Here is a 17,146-nt window from a genome sequence, read left to right as displayed (position 1 = left end):
TACGGAGGAAGCCCATATTGACGGAAAAGCGATGCTTATGAGGAACATGGGACATCAGCATCGTGCGGCGGCTACGCCGGCGGCACCCTTATTTCCGAGAGGGCGTTATGGGCATGCAGACCACCCGTGGCTCAGGCCTGACATTGGACGAATACCGGCAGATGGAGGAGTCGCTGCTGGCCACGGCCAAGGGGCGCGACTTTTTCTACGAGGTCCAGCGCCGCGCCCGCTCGGTGGAAACTGATGAGCTTCGGCGTACCATCACCAGCATCCAACGCCTGATCGCCGCGTCCCGCAATGCCGCGGCCCCAACCACCACCGCGCTGGGCAACCCGGAAATCGCCTTCCTGAAGGCGGAGGTTGAGGCGATGGCCAACACCATCCGCCTGGTGAAACGCGAGATCGCCGCCATCAAGCCTAGTGATCCCAAAGCCGACCGCATCAGCGCCGCAACGTCCGAACTGGACGCCATCGTCACCGCGACGGAGGAGGCGACAAACCGCATCCTGACCACCGTGGAGCGTATGACCAACGCCTTGCGGCGCCTGCGCCCTGGGCGTGTGGTTGACGGTCAACTCCTGACGGCGCTGGAAAACGCCTGCATGGATGTGATGATGGCCTGTTCCTTCCAGGACATCTGCGGCCAGCGCACCGCCAAGGTGGTGAATACCCTGAGTTATATCGAGGAGCGGGTGGGTGTGATCACCGGCCTTTGGCGCACCCTGCCGCAGGCCTCGACCACCCCGGCCATGCCGCCGGCCGATGCCCCGCGCGACGTCTTGCTGCCCTATAAGCACGATGATGCCCGGCCGGATGCCCATCTTCTGCATGGTCCCGCGTTGCAGGCCCCCTCACAGACGGCCATTGACGCTCTGTTCGGCGCGGTAGCCCCCGCCCCGTCGGCAGCGGTGGTAAAGGATGTCGTCATCCCAAGCACCACCGGACTGTCCTCCGACGCGCTGCGGACCCAGCAGGAAATCGACGCCCTGTTCGAAGGGGCGCACTGACAGCCGTCCTAACGAGCTGAGCTGACTATCGGCCTTGCGCGCCACCGCTTCGCACCAAGGCGGCGACGTCGGTGGCCCCATCCTGGGCCAGCCCTTCCACCACGCCGTCGCGGTCGGCGGCGGGACGGTTCTGGCTCATCTTCCATTTGCCCTCCAGGCTGGTGAGGGCCAGCCGGAAGCCGACGATGCCGCGCAACTGAGCCTGAATGAAATCGACGGGGGCGTCATCCACCGCCCAGGGCACGGCGCGTCCATCCTCATGCCCCCGGGTCAGGCGGGTGACCAGATCCAGCAAGGCGTCCGCGTCCTCGAAAAAGGTGATGGGGCCCCGGGCATGGATGGTGGCGTAGTTCCAGGTGGGAACCACCTTCTCCGTCTCCGCCTTGGTCGCGTACCAGGACGGGCTGATATAGGCGTCCGGCCCCATGAAGATGGCCAGGGCCGGGCTGCCCGTCGGCGTGTCCCGCCACTGCGGATTGGCCTTGGCGAAATGGCCGTACAGCGTGCCGTAGGGCCCCTCATCCGCGCGCAGCAGCAGGGGCAGGGGGCTGGCATGGGGCGTTCCGTCCGCTCCCACCGTCACCACATTGGCTAGTCCGATCGCCGCCATGGCTTGGTGCAGCACGGGCAGGCGGTCTTCCTTGAAATGGGGCGGACGATACATGGCGGATCGCTTTCGGTCGGACTGTCCAGAGTAAGAGAGGGCGTCCACTTTTCCTCGGACTGGCGGACGGGCGATAATGCTGGTTTTCGCACCCTGGTCCGCCCATCCCGTGGGTCTGCCCCGCCCCGTGATCAGGTCGCCACCGGCAAGGGCGAAAGTTCCTTGCGCATGGGCACGAACTCGATGGTCTGGCCATTGGGCAAGGGGTGGAGCACCCGGCCTGTGGGCCGGAACCCCAGGGCGGTGTAGAGCGGCACGCCCGGCAGGGTGCCCATCAACTCCAGCGCCCGGAAGCCGGCCGCCAGGGCCTCCGCCTCGCAGGCTTTCAGCAGGGCGCGGCCGATGCCCTGGCGGGCCCGGCCGGGGTGGACGAAAAAGGCGCGGATGCGGGCGGGGTCGCGGGCCGGGTCCAGCATCTGGGAGGAGCGATCCGGACGGGCGTCGCCCCCGAACAGCGTCATGCGCCGGCTCCACCCACCGCAGCCCACGAACAGGCCGTCCTCTTCCTCCGCCACGAAATAGGTCTGGTCATGGATCAGTTCACTGTCCACGCCGAAGGCGCCCGCCAGCGCCCCTTCCACCACTTCCGGCGTATAGTGGCCCCCGCTGAGCCCCCGGGCGGAGGTCTGGATCAGATCCTGAAGCGCCGCCCTGTCGTCCAGCCGTGCCTTGCGCAGTGTATAGGCCATGTATCCCCCTGGCGCGCTATGCCGCGAAGCCCTTGAAGATACATCAGAATCACCCGGTCTCCACGTCCGGAATCATCGGCAGGCGCCTGGCCGAGGGGCCCTTTTACCCACGGGCCGCCGGCGCATCCTGCTTCAGCCACCAGGTCGCTAGGGCGTCGGCCGGCAGGGCGTGGCTGTAGAGGAAGCCTTGGGCCACGGGAACGCCCAAAGCCCGCAGGCGCGTGGCCTGTTCCTCCGTCTCCACGCCCTCGGCCACCACCTTCGCGTCGATGACGGCGGCCACCTGGACGATGGCGCGAACCAGCATGTCGGACTTCGAATCCTGGTTCATGCCCTGGATGAAGCGGCGATCCACCTTCACCGTGGTGGCGGGAAGGCGGTTCAGGTAGCTCAATGAGGAATAGCCGGTGCCGAAATCATCCAGCGCCACGCCAAAGCCCCGGTCGCGCAAGCCCTGGATATGGTCGAAGGCGCGCTGGTCGTCGCCGACGAAAACGGACTCGGTGATCTCCATCTCAAGACCGTCGGCCGTGGCATCCTGGGCCGCCAGCACGCCATCGATGCCATGCAGGAAATCCGCCTGCTGCACCTGCAGGGCACAGACGTTGACCGCCACCGGGATGTCCAGGCCCTCGGTCCGCCATAGGCGGCGCTGACGGATGGCCATTTCCAGCACCATCAGGCCCATGGGCAGAATCAGGCCACTGGCCTCCGCCAGGTCCAGGAACTGGGCCGGCATCAGCAGGCCGTGCCGGGGCGATTGCCACCGCACCAACGCCTCCACCCCGACCGGCCGTCCGGTCAGGAGATCCAGCTTGGGCTGGTAATGCAGCACCAGTTCGCGGTTGCGCAGGGCGGCGCGGAATTCGGCCAGCAGCGCCAGCCCGGCGTTATTGCGCCGTTCCAGCTCCGGGTTGAAGGCGACCAGGCGGCCCCGCGCCCGCAGCTTGGCGTCCTTCAGCGCCAGGGACGCCTGCTGCACCAATTGATCGCCGCTGTCGCCGGCGCTGATGGTGCAGCCGCTGGTGGCCGACAGGCTGGCATGGCGCCCGGCGACGTCGAAGCCGGCCTCGAACGCCATCTCTAGCTGCCGTTCCAGGGATGGCAACGACAGGCCCCCGTCCGTCGGCACCGGCAGGGCCAAGGCGAAACGGTCGCCGCCAAAACGGCTGACCGCCACGGCGTCGGGGAAGGTGGTCGCCAAGCGGTGGCCCACGGCGCGCAGCACGGCATCCGCCACCTGGAAGCCCAGGCGGGAGTTGATGAAATGGAACTGGTCCAGATCCAGCAGGATCACCACCAGGCCGCGTCCCGGTACCGCGTGGTCCCGCGCGTCCCGGTCCAGCGCGCTGATGAATCCGGCGCGGTTGGGCAGGCCGGTCAACGGGTCGGTGAAGGCCACGGAGCGCAGATGCTCGAACAAGGTCGCGGTTTCGAAGCCCAGCGCCACGTTGATGGTGAACAGGCGCAGCAGGTCGCGTTTCTGTTCATCCACCGGGATGGGGGTGGACATGTAGACGGCGGCCGGATGGGCGCTGCCCGACTGGAGGTACAGGATATCCCCATCCCGGCTCTTGAAGCCCTGGCGCCGTGAAAACGCCTCCAGCAGCGCGGCCTCGATCTCGACATTGCCCAGGGTGGCCAGGGGCTTGCGGATATGATCGGCGAATCGGCCGGCCGCGGCGACGATGACGGGGCCGTCCACCGTGCCCTGGGCGCACAACAGCCCCTCCGGTTCCGTTCCCATCTGGGCCGCCAGCTGGATCAGCACCCCGGCGCTGAACTCGTTCAGGCTGCGCTCGCTGAACAGGTCGGCGGAGGCCTTGATCACCTGCTCCAGTCCCCGGCGGTGGCGGTCCAGCGCCACGATCTGCTCATACGAGCGCAACGCCGTGATGATGCTGGAGGCCAGCCGGGTGACGGTCAGCTCCGTCTTGGCCTTGTAATCGTTGATGTCATACTGGCGGATGACGTCAAGTTCCGGGGCATAGCCCGGCTGGCCGGTGCGCAGCACGATGCGCACCTGGTCATTGCGCAGGTCCTCCCGGATGCGCCGCACCAGATCCAGCCCGGCGTGTTCATCCTCCATCACCACGTCCAGCAGCACCACGGCGATATCCGGGGTGTTGGACAGGTAATCGAACGCCTCCCAGGCGGAATAGCAGCTGTCCAAGGTCAGCGGCCGGCCCCGGAAATCCATGTCCTCCAGCGCCAGGCGCGTGGCCAGGTGAACCTGCTCATCATCGTCGACCACCAGGATGCGCCAGCCGGACCCGCCCTGCCGCGTGTCGTCCCGGTCATCCTCGATGTGGATCAGGGCCTCGGCCTGGTTCGCCATCAGCTGGATTCCTGGCCGGGGGCCCAGGTGCCGGGGCGGGCGCCGGCACTGTCGTCCGTCTGGGGCGCCACCAGCGGCAGGGTCAGGGTCACGCTGGTTCCCTGGCCGGGCGATGCGGCGACGGCGATGGAGCCGCCCAGGATGCCGGTCACGATGTTGTAGACGATGTGCATGCCCAGGCCCGACCCTCCCTGACCCAATTTCGTCGTGAAGAACGGTTCGAAAAGACGCCGGCGCACATCTTCGCTCATCCCCGCGCCGTTGTCCTGCACGCGCAGGGTTACCTCGCGGGCGTTGCGGCTGGCCTCGATGCGCAGCCTCTGGCCGGTGGCCTCCCGGTCCCGCGCCGAAACGGCGCCATCGAAGGCATGCAGTTCGGCGTTCTGGATCAGGTTGGTCAGCACCTGGCCCAGCGGGCCGGGATAGCTGTCGAGATCGATGCCGTCGGGAATGCGGGTTTCGACATTGAACGTGGCGCGCCGCAGCATGGGACCCAACGTGGTCAGGGTATCCGACACCATTTCCGCCAGGTCGAATCGCCGGCGCTGGGAACTGGTGCGGTCCACCGCCACCTGTTTGAAATGCTGCACCAGGCTGGTGGCGCGGTCCAGGTTGCGCTCCAGCAGGTCGGTGCTGTCGCGGGCCACGCGGGCGAAGCGGTCCACTGTGCTCTGTCGCAGTTGGCCGGCCTCGATGGCGGCCAGGAAGCGCTTGGTTTCCAGCGCCAGCGTGCTGCTGGCGCTGACCGCCACGCCCAGGGGGGAATTGACCTCGTGCGCCACGCCGGCGACCAGGGCGCCCAGGGCGGCCAGTTTTTCCGATTCGACCAACTGTTCCTGTAGTTGGCGCAGGGTGGCCAAGTTGGTTTCCGCCTCGGTCTTGGCGGCGGACAGGGACTGGGCCTCGTCCGTGCGGTCGGCGATCATCCGGTCGCGCTCCGCGCTTTTATCCCGCAGCACGGCCAGCGCCGCGGCAAGGTCAGCGATTTCGTCCCGCCGGTTTCTGCTTGGCAGGGGATGGTCGTAGCGGCCCTGCGCGAAGGCGGCGGTAGCCCTGGTCATGGCCTGTATCGGGGCGGCGATGGCGCGGTTGGCCAACATGGCCAGCAGGGTTCCCGCCGCGACGGCCAAGCCGATGCCCGCCCACAGCATCAGGCGCGTGGAGTCGTAGATGGCGTTGCCCTCGCGCGCCGTGGCGCGGCCCTGGTTCACGTTGAACGCCAGGTCACGCAGGATGGCGTCCGTCGCCTGGTTGTCGGCGTCCCGCAGCGGCCCATTGTACAGGGCGACGGCCTCCGCCTTGTTATGCTCCCTCACCAGGTCCTTGAGCCGCTGCTCGTATTGCCGGGCGGCGGCCCAGGCTTGGTCGAAGGCGTACAGGTGACGCTCATCCTCCGTATTCATGACGATGTACTGCTGATAATCGCGGCGCGCGATCTCCACATCCTGGTTGCGGTGGTCCAGCGTTTCCAGGTCCCTGTCCAGGGTGGACTCGTCAAAGAAAAGCAGCCGTGCCGTGGCCAGGCGATGGCTTTTGATGGCGGAGATCATCTGGCCGTTCACGGCCGTGCTGGGCAACCAATTGTCGCGGATGACGGTGGTCTTTTCATTCACGGCCGCCAGACGATTGACGGCGAGCAGCCCCGCCAGCACCACCCCCAAGGTCAACAGGCCGAAGGCCAGCAACAGCCGCAGGCGCACGGTCATCCCGCCCGTGGCCCGGCTCGGGGACGGGACGGGCAATGAGGCCCCGGGCGGGACGGTCCTCTCCGCCGTTCCCATCTCCATCGACCGGGGACCGGTGGACTGTGCCATGAGCCCTGCTTCCGCTTGTGACCCGCCCTATCCGCCCTTCCGTGACGGCGGACGTCCGGGAAAAGGCGCGACATCCCCCTGAGAGTAACGTTTGCCGGCGGTGGTGGACAGGGGCAGGGCGCTATCCTCCGGTACAGGGAAGGGCGGGGCAAGGGGGCGAGCGAGGGGGCGACGGCTGGTCGCGGTCCCGCCGCGGCCATGGCAGCCGCAAAAGAAAAGGGCCGCCCCGAGGGACGGCCCTTTCCCGACAGGAGGCTTCCCAGGGGAAGCCGATCCGATCAGACCGAGTAGTACATCTTGTATTCGATGGGGTGCGGCGAGGTCTCGAACGCCAGCACTTCTTCCATCTTCAGGTCGATGTAGCTGTTGATGAAGTCCTCGGTGAAGACATCGCCCTTCTTCAGGAAGGCGTTGTCGGCGGCCAGGGACTCCAGGGCCTCACGCAGCGAGCGGCAGACGGTCGGAACCTCCTTCAGCTCCTCCGGCGGCAGGTCGTACAGGTTCTTGTCCATCGCGTCGCCGGGGTGGATCTTGTTCTGGATGCCATCCAGACCAGCCATCAGCATGGCGGCGAAGGCCAGGTAGGGGTTCGCGCCCGGGTCCGGGAAGCGGACCTCGACGCGCTTGCCCTTCGGGCTGTTCACGAACGGGATGCGGCAGGAAGCCGAACGGTTGCGCGAGGAGTAGGCCAGCAGCACCGGCGCCTCGTAGCCCGGGACCAGACGCTTGTAGCTGTTGGTCAGCGGGTTGGTGAAGGCGTTCAGGGCGCGGGCGTGCTTAATGATGCCGCCGATGTAGTACAGGGCGGTTTCCGACAGGTCGGCGTAGCCCGAACCGGCGAACAGCGGCTTGCCGTCCTTCCAGATGGACTGGTGGCAGTGCATGCCCGAACCGTTGTCGCCGAACACCGGCTTCGGCATGAACGTGGCCGTCTTGCCATAGGCGTGGGCGACGTTGTGCACCACGTACTTAAAGATCTGCATGGTGTCGGCCATGCTGACCAGGGTGCCGAACTTGATGCCCAGTTCGTGCTGCGAAGCGGCCACTTCGTGGTGGTGCTTCTCGACCTCGACGCCCATGTCGGCCATCACGGTCACCATCTCGGCGCGCAGGTCCTGGCCGGCGTCGATCGGGGCGACCGGGAAGTAGCCGCCCTTGACGGCCGGACGGTGACCCAGGTTGCCTTCCGGATAAGCCTTGCCGGAGGTGTACGGGCCTTCCTCGCTGTCGAACTCGTACATGACGCGGTTCATCGAGACTTCGAACTTCACGTCGTCGAACACGAAGAACTCGGCCTCGGGGCCGAAGTAGGCGGTGTCGCCGATGCCGGCGCTGGCCATGTACTTCTCAGCGGCCTTGGCGATGGAGCGCGGGTCGCGCTTGTAGGGCTGGCCGGTGGACGGCTCCAGCACGTCGCAGAACACGGTCAGCAGCGGCTGGGCGGCGAACGGGTCCAGGACGGCGGTGGCGGGGTCGGGCATCAGGATCATGTCCGACTCGTTGATGGCCTTCCAACCGGCGATCGACGACCCGTCGAACATCACGCCGTCGGTGAACATTTCCTCGTTCACGGTGCTGATGTGCTGGGCGGTGTGCTGCAGCTTGCCGCGCGGATCGGTGAAACGGAAGTCGACGTACTTGACGTCGTGCTCCTTAACCAGGTCGAAGAACTTCGCGATATCGGACATCTTGATGGGTTCCCTAAAGTTCTGGGAGGTGTTGGGTTACTACTGACTGGTTCTCATGGGCGGGAACATCGCTGCACCCCCATCCCATACTGTTCCGGCGCCCAGGGTTACTCCCATCCCGTGCCGCCGGCCCCAAACTCGCGCGTCAGACGGCGTCCGGCCCGCGCTCCCCGGTGCGGATGCGGATGACATCCTCGACCGGAGTGACGAAGATTTTGCCGTCGCCGATGCGCCCGGTGTGCGCCGCCTGCTGGATGGCTTCGATCGCGCGGTCGACCAGCTGGTCGTCCATCACGATTTCGATCTTCACCTTGGGCAGGAAGTCCACGACGTACTCGGCGCCCCGGTATAGCTCGGTATGGCCCTTCTGGCGGCCGAAGCCCTTGGCTTCGGTCACGGTGATGCCCTTGATGCCGACTTCGTGCAGCGCTTCCTTCACCTCGTCCAGCTTGAACGGTTTGATGATGGCTTCGATCTTTTTCATCGCTTACGGCCACGCCTTCGCTTCAAGGGCGGGGGATGTTGGCGCCGCTGCCTGGGCTGGTGATCGACCCTTGGTCTCATCCCAGGGAAACGGTACCGGGAACCCCCCACGATTTTCAATTCGCTGTCTGGCCGATACACAACACGGCTTGGGCGTTTCCCGCAACAGGCGTTCCGCCCCACCCGTGTGGCCCGACCGGACCGGCCCGATAGGATAGCACGCCCCATGCCAACCCGCCGGATGGGGCGGTGCCGGCCCTCCTGGCCAACCGCCGCCCATGCATGCACTGTTTCTATGCAAACGGCAGCACAAAAAATAGACAATGGCCTGAAATTTACTCTTAAGCCATCCTCTCGCCCGGATTTGCGGGGGTGGCGCTGCCTCGATTGCGGCCTATCCCGCAACGCGACCCCGGCATGTGAAGATTATTTTATCAGAACGCTTGACGGGGTGGGGGTAGGTGGTGCAGAAACCCGCCTCACGGCGGCGGTGGTAGCTCAGCTGGTAGAGCTCTCGGTTGTGGTCCGAGCGGTCGTGGGTTCGAGTCCCATCCATCGCCCCATTCTCCTTATAGTATATATAAGGATGGCAAAGGCGCCCTTCGGGGCGCCTTTTTGCGTTATGGCGGTACGCTCGGCGGGCAGGCTCGCTTAAGGCCTCAATGGCCGCCGCAACTGCCGCCTCCGCAACCGCCATGGCCGCCGCATCCGCCGTGGCCGTCCCCACCATGGCCCGCCCCATGCCCATGGCCGCCCCCGCAGGAGCCGTGGGCTTGGCCGCTTCCGCTGTCCCAGCCGGTGGAGGACTCCGTCCCGCCCCCCTGGTCGCCCCGGGTCTTCTGCACCCGGGCGATGGCCATGGGGCTGGGGGCCGGCCAGGCTTGCGGATCGGGCACGCCATAGCATGCCTCATAGGCCAGCCAGGTGCGGGCGTAGGCCTCGGCGCTGCCGGCGCCGACATGGTGGTGGATGAACCGCCCGGCCGCCGCCCGGCAATAGTCGGCATAAAGCGCGGTGCACAGCACCAGCTCATGCCAGTAATCGTCCACTTGGCTGTCCGGCGCCCCCAGGGGCCGACCGGCGGCCAACGCCGGGGGCGTCGCCATCAGGCCGAAATAGCGGCGGAATTCCCGTTCCCAGAAGCCGGCGGTGGCCGCGTCCAGGCCTTGGCGTATGCGGAAGCGCTCCGTGGCCAGGGACAGGTCGTGGGCGAATACGGCCCGCAGGCGTTTTTGTCGTTGGTGAAGAAGGCGGCCGCCCCAGGCGGCAATGGTGGCCCAACTGGCCAGGATCAACGTACCCGGTCCCCAAATGGTGGACATAAGCCCTCGACGGGTGGTTACGGACGGCGCCATTGTACCCGGACATCCCCGGCGCCGCCAGTGGCGCGTTGTCCTGCCGATGCCGGGATCAACTTCAGGTCGCCCCGCCGCCGAGTGTCCGCCCTATGCCCCCGCGCGCCGCTTCCCTATTCCCGCCCGCCTCCATGAACGTCTTGCTGTCCGTCGCCCGCATGCGGGCTGCCGATGCCGCCGCCATCGCCGGTGGGGTATCCGGCATCACCTTGATGGAGCATGCGGGCCGGGCCGTGGCGGATGCCGTCATGGCCCATCAGCGTGGCGGCCAGGGCGTGGCGCCGGTGGCCGTGCTGTGCGGGCCCGGCAACAACGGGGGCGATGGCTTCGTCGCGGCCCGCCATCTGGCGGCCGCCGGTTGGCCTGTGCGCCTGGCCCTGCTGGGGGAACTGGACCGGCTGACGGGGGATGCCGCCCTGGCCGCCGCCGAATGGGTGGGGGCCTGGGGGCGAGACTCGGTGCTGGCGGCCGAGTCGCGGGTGTTGAACGGGGCCGCGGTGGTGATCGACGCCCTCTTCGGCACGGGGCTTACACGTCCGCTGTCTGGTGCTGCGAGGGAATTGGTGGTGGCGATGGCGGCGGCGCGCCGGGACGGCGCCATGGTGGTGGCGGTGGACGTGCCCAGCGGCCTGGACGCGGACACCGGCCATCCCGTGGGTAGCCGCCCGATGGAAGAGGGGGGCATGGTCCAGGCCGACCTCACCGTCACCTTCTTCCGCAAAAAGCCCGGCCACCTGCTTCTGCCTGGCCGTGTGGCCTGTGGCGCCACCCGTGTGGCGGATATTGGAATACCCGAGGGCGTGCTGGACGGGCCGGCGGTGGCGAGCGACGTGTGGGAGAACGGGCCGGCCCTGTTCGTGGACGCCCTGCCACGACCGCGCGTTGACGATCACAAATACCGGCGGGGCCATGCCTTGGTCGTGGGCGGGGCGGTTATGACAGGCGCCGCCCGTCTGGTGGCGCGGGCGGCGCAACGGGTCGGGGCCGGCATGGTGACGGTGGCCAGCCCGCCAGCGGCGGAATTGGTCTACCGTCTTTCCAGTCCCAGCCAGATCGTGCGTCCGATGTCGGACGCGACCGCCGCGGCCGACATGGTGGCGGATCCCCGTGTCGCCGCCGCCGTGTTCGGCCCCGGCGCCGGCACGGATGACGCGTCACAGGCCTTGCTGCATGCCTTGGTGGCGGCGGCCGGACGGCGGGGGTCCGATTTCGGCCTGGTGCTGGACGCTGATGTTTTCACCGCCTTTGCCGGCGCGGCTGACGCGCTGCGCCCGCATCTCACGGGGCGGGCTGTGCTGACGCCGCATGAGGGGGAATTCGCCCGGCTGTTTGGCGCCGGCCACCCGATCCTGTCCTCCACCGCTTCGGGCGCGGACAAGCTGTCCCGCGCGCGGACGGCGGCCCGGCATCTGGGCGCCGTCGTCCTGCTGAAGGGGGCGGACACAGTCATCGCCCATCCTGACGGCCGTGCGGTGATTGAGGCGGGCGGGCCAGCCACCTTGGCCACCGCCGGGTCGGGCGATGTGCTGGCGGGACTGTGCGTGGGGCTGCTGGCGGGGGGCATGGATGCCTTTCGCGCCGCCCAGGCCGCCGCCTGGCTGCACGCGCGGGCGGCGGTTCGCTTCGGCCCCGGCCTGGTCGCGGAAGACCTGCCCGAGCAGGTGCCGGCCCTTTTGTCGGTGCTGTTGCGGTCGATGGATGACCTCGACGTGGCCGCAGGCAAATAAAAAACCCGTAAAATTGCATATAATGCCGTGCCGTCTCCTTGGCGGCCGTCACGACCTTTTCAGGTCTCCTCGATGCCCATGAAGGGTGAAGGGGAATATTTGAAATTCGATTTTCGGCATACACCAAAAGCATTGCCCCTATAAAAACAATCGGATACTCTCCAATTCGAACTGAAACTGCCTTGCGACAGTCGTCCTCAACAGGGGGGGCGATTGACCGGCGCAATATCCACACACCGAACCATCTCTGCTTGCGGCATCTGTGTCTTTCGCAGTTTGGGTCGCGCTTCGCGTTTCAAGTATTCGCGAATCACGTTTTGGTTGTGGTTTGGGTCGAGCTGGCGCGGGTGGGGCAAGGCGGCGGGGCCTTTATCCCGAACGTCTGGCGCCGTGGCCGATCATCGCCCCGTTGTCTGGGGTCGGCCGTGGTGCCTGCTTTATAGGGGGGCGGGTGTGGGCTTCTCTCTTTTTCGCCGGTCGCGCCTGGACGATCCGTTGCAGGTCGGTGCGCAGTACCGTCGCGTCGTTTCCGGCAGTGTCACGGAAACGGCGGAGGTTTTGACCATCACCACGGACAGTTTCCATATCCCGCATGTGCGCTTCATGGTGCGCAATAACCTGCCCGAGGGCAGCAGCGCCCCGGACCAGCGCACCCTGTCGGCGGAAAGCTTCAGCCGGCTGTTCAACGAGCGCGTGGTCAACTGAGCCAGGGCGCCCGTCGCCGCCCGCCTCGCCTGACGGGGTAGCCCGCTAGCACGCTGGAACAACTGGCGGAATGTCCCCATCGTCTTATCTGGGGCCTCCGTTCAAGAAGGCCGGTTCTGTGTAACCGGCCGCCATCGGTGTCCCCGAACGGATGCGAACGGGGCGGACGGCATGGGATGGAAAGACGCGATTCCCCCCACGGCGGATGTCGTCCAGCCGGGCACGTCCGCGGCCCCTTTGAGGCTCACATCCCCCTTGGTCACACAGACACCCGTTCCCATGACCTCGCAGGCCCCCCTGGTGGCCGTTGACGGTCCCGCGGCGGGTTTGATCGAGCTGGTTCAGGCGCTGTCATTCTGCCGCGACATGGCCAGTGTCATGGCCCTGGTGCGCCGTGCCGCTCGCACGCTGAGCGGTGCTGACGGCGTCACCATCGTCCTGCGCGAGGGGGATCTGTGCCACTACGTGGATGAGGATGCCGTCGGTCCCTTGTGGAAGGGGCGCCGCTTCCTCTTGTCCACCTGCATTTCCGGCTGGGCCATGCTGAACCGCCAGCCGGCGGTCATTCCAGACATTTACCAGGACGACCGCGTTCCCCACGACGCCTATCGTCCCACCTTCGTGAAAAGCCTGGTGATGGTGCCCGTGCGCGTGGATGAGCCGATCGCCGCCATCGGCGCCTATTGGGCGGCGGTGCGCCAGCCGGCGCCGGAAGAGGTCGCGTTGTTGCAGGCGGTGGCCCATTCCACCGCGGTCGCGCTGACCAACGTCCAGCTTTATGAATCCCTGGACGCGGCATTGGCGGAAAGCCAAGCGCGGGCGGAGGAGGCGGAGAAGGCCAACCGCGCCAAGTCGGTCTTCCTCGCGGCCATCAGCCACGACCTGCGCCAGCCGTTGCAGACCATGCGCCTCTATCACACCATGTTGAGCGAGCGGGCGACGCTGGGCGCCGCGATCACCGGCGTGGCGACGGCGTTGGACCGCAAGCTCATCGCCGGCATGGGCGAGGCGCTGTCCTCTGGCGAGGAACTGTTGCGCGCCCTGCTGGACATATCGGTGCTGGACGCCGGCACGGTGCGGGTGAACCCCCAGCGCTTTTCGTTGGAAAATACCCTGGCCGGCTTGGTCAGCGCCATCCGCGGCGACGCGGAGAAGGCGGGCGTGGACATCCGCCTGCGTCCAAGCGCCAAGGCCGGCCCGCAGGCGGCGCTGGCGGAGGCGGATACCGACCCCGTCCTGCTGAAATGCATTCTGCGCAACCTGCTGACGAACGCCGTGCGCTACACCCCACGCGGGGGGCGCGTGCTGGTTTCCACCCGTCGGCGGGGCGATGCCATGCTGGTCCAGGTTTGGGACACCGGCGCCGGGATCGCCCCGGATCAATTAGGCGCCGTCTTCGAGGATTTTGTTCAGCTGAACAACCCCGAGCGGGACCGGGCCAAGGGCCTGGGCTTGGGGCTGGGCATCGTCCGCCGCATGGCCCGCCTGCTGGGCATTCCCGTCACGGTGCGCTCCCTTCCCGGCCGCGGTTCCGTCTTCTCGCTCGTGGTGCCCGCCGTGCCGGCGGCGGTGGCGCCCGGCGGCGACAGTCTGGTGGCCTTTCCCCGGGACAGCCAGCGTCCGGCCCAACGCGACTGCGACCCGCGGACCATCCTGGCGGTGGAGGATGACCCGCTGCAGCGCCTCGCGCTGGGCGCCATCATCGAAAGCTGGGGGTATCGCGTCATCACCGCAGCCGGTTCCGACGAGGCCATGGTCGCCATCCGCGGTGCCGGTCCCCTGCCCGGCCTGGTGATCAGCGACTTCCGCCTGCCCGGCCAACTCAACGGCGTGCAACTGGTGGCCCGCCTGGGCAATGAACTGCGGCGCCACCTTCCGGGCATCATCGTGACGGGGGATACCGATCCCGCCCGCATCCAGGAGGCGTCGGCCACCGGCTGCACCCTGATCCACAAGCCCTACCTGCCAGAGGTTCTGCGCGCCGCCATCGAGGGGGTGCTGCAAGGGCCAGAGGATGGCGCGCGTCCGGCCGTGCGGTCCCAGGCGGCCACCCGGGAGGGTTAGCGCGTGGTGTCAAAACTTTCAGGCGCCAAAAATTTTGAACACCGGTCTTCAGGGGCGCCGCGCGCGGGTCTATAACCCTGGGCATGAGCGGGCGCCGGGCCTTCGGCCCATGGGCGCCCCACCCCTGAGGGAAGACACGCGGCATGCCTGACGCCTCGACCGTTTCGGCCACCCACCCCGACAAGATCCGCCTGCTGGAGGCGCTGGAGCGCAAGGTGCTCTGGCTGTCGGCCTGGACCATCCACAACGCCAACCATATCCGCCCGTCGCGCGACGGTTTGAAGGTGGGCGGCCATCAGGCCTCCAGCGCCTCGCTGGCGAGCATCATGACGGCGCTTTACTTCGACGTTCTGCGGCCGCAGGACCGGGTGGCGGTGAAACCCCACGCCAGCCCCGTCTTTCACGCCATCCAGTACATGCTGGGCCGCCAGACTCGGGAGAAGCTGGAACGTTTCCGCGCCCTGGGGGGCGCGCAAAGCTATCCGTCGCGCACCAAGGACACCGATGATGTGGATTTTTCCACTGGATCGGTGGGGCTGGGCGTGGCGGTCACCGCCTTCGCCTCCCTGGTGCAGGATTATGTGCGGCTGAAGGGGCTGTCGGACCAGCCGGAGGGGCGCATGGTCGCCCTGGTGGGCGACGCGGAGATGGACGAGGGCAACGTCTTCGAGGCCATGCTGGAAGGCTGGAAGCACGATCTGCGCAATACCTGGTGGATCATCGACTATAACCGCCAGAGCCTGGACAGCGTGGTGTCGGACCGGCTGTGGGTGCCGATCGAGGGCATGTTCCGCTCGCTGGACTGGAACGTGCAGATCCTGAAGTACGGCAAGAAGCTGCAGGCCGCCTTCGCGCAGGAGGGCGGCGACGCCTTGCGCCAGTGGATCGACACCTGCCCCAACCAGCTCTATTCCGCGCTGACCTTCAAGGGCGGGGCCGCCTGGCGCGAGGCGTTGAGTCGCGACCTGGGCGACACCCGCGGTATCCGCCATATCCTGGACGCCCATGACGACGCGGCCCTGGGCGGGCTCATGACCAACTTGGCGGGCCATGACCTGCCCACCCTGCTGGAAACCTTCCACGGCACCACCGACGACCGGCCGGCCTGCTTCATCGCCTACACGGTCAAGGGCCGGGGGCTGCCCTTCCAGGGGCACAAGGACAACCATGCCGGCCTGATGAATCCGGAGCAGATGGCCGCCTTCAAGGTGGCTTGCGGCCTGGCCGAGGGCCAGGAGTGGGACCGGCATGCCGGCCTGGACGTGGATCCGGGCGACCTTGACGCCTTCCTCGCCCAGGTTCCTTTCGCGCAAGGAACGGGGCCCAAGGGGGCCAGCCGTCGCCTCAAGAGCGCGGCCATCCCGGTGCCGTCCACCCTGGCGGTGGATTTGGGCGCCCGCATGTCGACGCAGGAGGGCTTCGGCAAGATCTTGGGCGAGATCGCCAAAGGTGACGACGACCTGGCCGCCCGCATCGTCACCACCTCGCCCGATGTCACCGTATCCACCAATCTGGGTCCCTGGGTGAACCGGCGTGGCCTGTTCGCGCGGCAGGAGACCCAGGACATTTTCCGCGAACAGAAGGTGGTGTCCGCCCAGCGCTGGCAGGGCGCCCCCGGTGGCCAGCACATCGAGTTGGGCATCGCCGAGCACAACCTGTTCCTGATGCTGGCGGCATTGGGCCTCAGCCATGACTTGTTCGGGGCCCGGCTGCTGCCCATCGGCACGCTCTACGACCCCTTCATCAAGCGCGGCCTGGACGCCATGAACTACGCGGCCTACCAGGACGCCCGCTTCATGGTGGTGGCCACCCCCTCGGGCGTCACCCTGGCGCCGGAAGGCGGGGCGCACCAATCCATCGTCACGCCCCTGATCGGCATGGGCCTGCCCAACGTCTCCAGCTATGAGCCCGCCTTCGTGGATGAACTGGCCGCCATCATGGCCTGGGGCTTCGACCATATGCAGCGGCCGGACGGCGGCTCCCTCTACCTGCGCCTCAGCACCCGCCAGGTGGACCAGCCCCGGCGGGGGGAATCAGGGGGCCTGGACCGTGACGCCGTCATCCAGGGGGGCTATTGGCTGCGCCCCCCGGCACCGGACGCGGAATTCGCCATCGTCTATTGCGGCGCCCTGGCGCCGGAGGCGCTGGAGGCCCACGCCCAGGTGCTGGAGGATTGCCCCGGCGCCGGCCTGTTGGCGGTGACCTCCCCCGACCGGCTGCACGCCGGCTGGACGGCGGCCCAGCGCCAGGGGCGCGGGTGGGACGCCCATGTGCACCACCTGCTGTCCGCGCTGCCGCCCGACGCCCGCCTGGTGACCGTCATTGACGGGCATCCGGCGACGCTCTCCTGGCTGGGGTCGGTGCGTGGCCAGGCGGTGGCGGCGCTGGGCGTGGAAAAGTTCGGCCAGTCCGCCGACATCCCGGACCTTTACCAAGCCCAGGGTCTCGACGCCGACGCCATCGTCGATGCATGCGCCAGGGTGCTTTTGGGATAGGGTTTAGAGCCGAAACGCCTACCCCCTGATCGACCCGCAACCGCAACGGGACGGTGTTGAGCGACTTCGAAAGCGCATGGTGACGTGACGGTGGCGCATTCCCGTCAATATCGACCA

At 67.3% G+C, this 17,146-nt stretch carries 12 protein-coding genes and 1 tRNA gene; 6 read left to right on the top strand and 7 right to left on the bottom strand.

All coding sequences use genetic code 11. The annotated features are described in order from the left end of the window. Positions 1-113 precede the first annotated feature (113 nt). Positions 114-1,007 (top strand): protein phosphatase CheZ, encoded by an 894-nt coding sequence (locus FBZ90_RS11725; protein ID WP_145732288.1) that lies wholly within the window; start codon positions 114-116, stop codon positions 1,005-1,007. A gap of 25 nt (positions 1,008-1,032) precedes the next feature. Here the strand turns inward: FBZ90_RS11725 and FBZ90_RS11720 are convergent, their stop codons facing one another. From FBZ90_RS11720 to FBZ90_RS11695, 6 genes are all read right to left on the bottom strand, one after another. Next, the gene (locus FBZ90_RS11720; RefSeq protein WP_145732286.1) at positions 1,033-1,671 is read right to left on the bottom strand and encodes an FMN-binding negative transcriptional regulator; all 639 of its coding nucleotides are present in this window, start codon (positions 1,669-1,671) and stop codon (positions 1,033-1,035) included. A 131-nt stretch (positions 1,672-1,802) separates the two neighbouring features. Continuing rightward, complete coding sequence (locus FBZ90_RS11715; protein WP_145732284.1) at positions 1,803-2,360, bottom strand: GNAT family N-acetyltransferase; 558 nt, start codon at positions 2,358-2,360, stop codon at positions 1,803-1,805. A gap of 103 nt (positions 2,361-2,463) precedes the next feature. Beyond that, positions 2,464-4,698 carry an EAL domain-containing response regulator gene (locus FBZ90_RS11710; RefSeq protein WP_145732282.1) on the bottom strand — a complete coding sequence of 745 codons (2,235 nt, stop codon included), beginning with the start codon at positions 4,696-4,698 and terminating at the stop codon, positions 2,464-2,466. After that, positions 4,698-6,404, bottom strand: a complete 1,707-nt coding sequence (locus FBZ90_RS11705; RefSeq protein WP_186455755.1) for an ATP-binding protein — start codon at positions 6,402-6,404, stop codon at positions 4,698-4,700. Before FBZ90_RS11705 ends, FBZ90_RS11710 begins: the two co-directional genes overlap by 1 nt. Positions 6,405-6,790: 386 nt before the next feature. Continuing rightward, on the bottom strand, positions 6,791-8,200 hold the full coding sequence (gene glnA / locus FBZ90_RS11700; RefSeq protein ID WP_145732278.1) for a type I glutamate--ammonia ligase: 1,410 nt from the start codon (positions 8,198-8,200) through the stop codon (positions 6,791-6,793). A gap of 145 nt (positions 8,201-8,345) precedes the next feature. Beyond that, positions 8,346-8,684 (bottom strand): P-II family nitrogen regulator, encoded by a 339-nt coding sequence (locus FBZ90_RS11695; protein ID WP_004274165.1) that lies wholly within the window; start codon positions 8,682-8,684, stop codon positions 8,346-8,348. 486 nt (positions 8,685-9,170) lie between these two features. Between FBZ90_RS11695 and FBZ90_RS11690 the strand changes: the two genes are divergently transcribed. After that, positions 9,171-9,246 (top strand) — tRNA-His (locus FBZ90_RS11690). A 96-nt stretch (positions 9,247-9,342) separates the two neighbouring features. Here FBZ90_RS11690 and FBZ90_RS11685 read toward each other — a convergent pair. Further along, positions 9,343-10,005 (bottom strand): glycine-rich domain-containing protein, encoded by a 663-nt coding sequence (locus FBZ90_RS11685; RefSeq protein ID WP_145732276.1) that lies wholly within the window; start codon positions 10,003-10,005, stop codon positions 9,343-9,345. A 164-nt stretch (positions 10,006-10,169) separates the two neighbouring features. Between FBZ90_RS11685 and FBZ90_RS11680 the strand changes: the two genes are divergently transcribed. From FBZ90_RS11680 to FBZ90_RS11665, 4 genes are all read left to right on the top strand, one after another. Beyond that, positions 10,170-11,765: an NAD(P)H-hydrate dehydratase gene (locus tag FBZ90_RS11680; RefSeq protein WP_145732274.1), complete on the top strand. Its 1,596-nt coding sequence runs from the start codon at positions 10,170-10,172 to the stop codon at positions 11,763-11,765. A gap of 453 nt (positions 11,766-12,218) precedes the next feature. Further along, positions 12,219-12,470: a hypothetical protein gene (locus tag FBZ90_RS11675; protein WP_145732272.1), complete on the top strand. Its 252-nt coding sequence runs from the start codon at positions 12,219-12,221 to the stop codon at positions 12,468-12,470. Positions 12,471-12,749: 279 nt separating this feature from the next. Continuing rightward, entirely contained in the window at positions 12,750-14,534 is a 1,785-nt protein-coding gene (locus FBZ90_RS11670; RefSeq protein WP_186455754.1) for a hybrid sensor histidine kinase/response regulator, read from the top strand. A gap of 143 nt (positions 14,535-14,677) precedes the next feature. After that, positions 14,678-17,029 carry a transketolase gene (locus FBZ90_RS11665; RefSeq protein ID WP_145732267.1) on the top strand — a complete coding sequence of 784 codons (2,352 nt, stop codon included), beginning with the start codon at positions 14,678-14,680 and terminating at the stop codon, positions 17,027-17,029. Positions 17,030-17,146: the final 117 nt, after the last annotated feature.

This window comes from Nitrospirillum pindoramense (genome assembly GCF_007827955.1).
Lineage (GTDB): Bacteria > Pseudomonadota > Alphaproteobacteria > Azospirillales > Azospirillaceae > Nitrospirillum > Nitrospirillum amazonense_B.
This window is presented reverse-complemented; position numbering and strand designations above follow the sequence as displayed.